The sequence below is a fragment of the Pseudomonas sp. PA-5-4B genome (genome assembly GCF_021606215.1).
In the GTDB taxonomy this organism is placed as follows: Bacteria; Pseudomonadota; Gammaproteobacteria; order Pseudomonadales; family Pseudomonadaceae; genus Aquipseudomonas; species Aquipseudomonas edaphica.
The window spans coordinates 1-3,076 of sequence record NZ_WKDB01000135.1; the positions used below are offsets into that span (position 1 = coordinate 1).

The following is a 3,076-nucleotide window of genomic DNA, read 5'->3' on the forward strand; positions in this document are numbered from 1 at the left end:
TCGTTCTTTAAAAATTTGGGTATGTGATAGAAAGATAGACTGAACGTTACTTTCACTGGTAACGGATCAGGCTAAGGTAAAATTTGTGAGTTCTCTTAGTTGAGAAATTCGAATTTTCGGCGAATGTTGTCTTCACAGTATAACCAGATTGCTTGGGGTTATATGGTCAAGTGAAGAAGCGCATACGGTGGATGCCTTGGCAGTCAGAGGCGATGAAAGACGTGGTAGCCTGCGAAAAGCTTCGGGGAGTCGGCAAACAGACTTTGATCCGGAGATGTCTGAATGGGGGAACCCAGCCATCATAAGATGGTTATCTTACGCTGAATACATAGGCGTAAGAGGCGAACCAGGGGAACTGAAACATCTAAGTACCCTGAGGAAAAGAAATCAACCGAGATTCCCTTAGTAGTGGCGAGCGAACGGGGACTAGCCCTTAAGTGGCTTTGAGATTAGCGGAACGCTCTGGAAAGTGCGGCCATAGTGGGTGATAGCCCTGTACGCGAAAATCTCTTAGTCATGAAATCGAGTAGGACGGAGCACGAGAAACTTTGTCTGAATATGGGGGGACCATCCTCCAAGGCTAAATACTACTGACTGACCGATAGTGAACTAGTACCGTGAGGGAAAGGCGAAAAGAACCCCGGAGAGGGGAGTGAAATAGATCCTGAAACCGTATGCGTACAAGCAGTGGGAGCAGACTTTGTTCTGTGACTGCGTACCTTTTGTATAATGGGTCAGCGACTTATTTTCAGTGGCGAGCTTAACCGAATAGGGGAGGCGTAGCGAAAGCGAGTCTTAATAGGGCGTCTAGTCGCTGGGAATAGACCCGAAACCGGGCGATCTATCCATGGGCAGGTTGAAGGTTGGGTAACACTAACTGGAGGACCGAACCGACTACCGTTGAAAAGTTAGCGGATGACCTGTGGATCGGAGTGAAAGGCTAATCAAGCTCGGAGATAGCTGGTTCTCCTCGAAAGCTATTTAGGTAGCGCCTCATGTATCACTGTAGGGGGTAGAGCACTGTTTCGGCTAGGGGGTCATCCCGACTTACCAAACCGATGCAAACTCCGAATACCTACAAGTGCCGAGCATGGGAGACACACGGCGGGTGCTAACGTCCGTCGTGAAAAGGGAAACAACCCAGACCGTCAGCTAAGGTCCCAAAGTTATGGTTAAGTGGGAAACGATGTGGGAAGGCTTAGACAGCTAGGAGGTTGGCTTAGAAGCAGCCACCCTTTAAAGAAAGCGTAATAGCTCACTAGTCGAGTCGGCCTGCGCGGAAGATGTAACGGGGCTCAAACCATACACCGAAGCTACGGGTATCACGTAAGTGATGCGGTAGAGGAGCGTTCTGTAAGCCTGTGAAGGTGAGTTGAGAAGCTTGCTGGAGGTATCAGAAGTGCGAATGCTGACATGAGTAACGACAATGGGTGTGAAAAACACCCACGCCGAAAGACCAAGGTTTCCTGCGCAACGTTAATCGACGCAGGGTTAGTCGGTCCCTAAGGCGAGGCTGAAAAGCGTAGTCGATGGAAAACAGGTTAATATTCCTGTACTTCTGGTTATTGCGATGGAGGGACGGAGAAGGCTAGGCCAGCTTGGCGTTGGTTGTCCAAGTTTAAGGTGGTAGGCTGAGATCTTAGGTAAATCCGGGATCTTAAGGCCGAGAGCTGATGACGAGCTAACTTTTAGTTAGCGAAGTGGTTGATGCCATGCTTCCAAGAAAAGCTTCTAAGCTTCAGGTAACCAGGAACCGTACCCCAAACCGACACAGGTGGTTGGGTAGAGAATACCAAGGCGCTTGAGAGAACTCGGGTGAAGGAACTAGGCAAAATGGCACCGTAACTTCGGGAGAAGGTGCGCCGGTGAGGGTGAAGGACTTGCTCCGTAAGCTCATGCCGGTCGAAGATACCAGGCCGCTGCGACTGTTTATTAAAAACACAGCACTCTGCAAACACGAAAGTGGACGTATAGGGTGTGACGCCTGCCCGGTGCCGGAAGGTTAATTGATGGGGTTAGCTAACGCGAAGCTCTTGATCGAAGCCCCGGTAAACGGCGGCCGTAACTATAACGGTCCTAAGGTAGCGAAATTCCTTGTCGGGTAAGTTCCGACCTGCACGAATGGCGTAACGATGGCGGCGCTGTCTCCACCCGAGACTCAGTGAAATTGAAATCGCTGTGAAGATGCAGTGTATCCGCGGCTAGACGGAAAGACCCCGTGAACCTTTACTATAGCTTTGCACTGGACTTTGAATTTGCTTGTGTAGGATAGGTGGGAGGCTTTGAAGCGTGGACGCCAGTCTGCGTGGAGCCAACCTTGAAATACCACCCTGGCAACTTTGAGGTTCTAACTCAGGTCCGTTATCCGGATCGAGGACAGTGTATGGTGGGTAGTTTGACTGGGGCGGTCTCCTCCTAAAGAGTAACGGAGGAGTACGAAGGTGCGCTCAGACCGGTCGGAAATCGGTCGTAGAGTATAAAGGCAAAAGCGCGCTTGACTGCGAGACAGACACGTCGAGCAGGTACGAAAGTAGGTCTTAGTGATCCGGTGGTTCTGTATGGAAGGGCCATCGCTCAACGGATAAAAGGTACTCCGGGGATAACAGGCTGATACCGCCCAAGAGTTCATATCGACGGCGGTGTTTGGCACCTCGATGTCGGCTCATCACATCCTGGGGCTGAAGCCGGTCCCAAGGGTATGGCTGTTCGCCATTTAAAGTGGTACGCGAGCTGGGTTTAGAACGTCGTGAGACAGTTCGGTCCCTATCTGCCGTGGACGTTTGAGATTTGAGAGGGGCTGCTCCTAGTACGAGAGGACCGGAGTGGACGAACCTCTGGTGTTCCGGTTGTCACGCCAGTGGCATTGCCGGGTAGCTATGTTCGGAATAGATAACCGCTGAAAGCATCTAAGCGGGAAACTAGCCTCAAGATGAGATCTCACTGGGACCTTGAGTCCCCTGAAGGGCCGTCGAAGACTACGACGTTGATAGGTTGGGTGTGTAAGCGCTGTGAGGCGTTGAGCTAACCAATACTAATTGCCCGTGAGGCTTGACCATATAACACCCAAGCAATTTGA

Annotated in this window: 1 rRNA gene; it reads left to right on the plus strand. The window is 51.0% G+C overall.

The annotated features are described in order from the left end of the window. Positions 1 to 164: 164 nt before the first annotated feature. Positions 165 to 3,056, plus strand: a 23S ribosomal RNA gene (locus GIW28_RS30510). Positions 3,057 to 3,076: the final 20 nt, after the last annotated feature.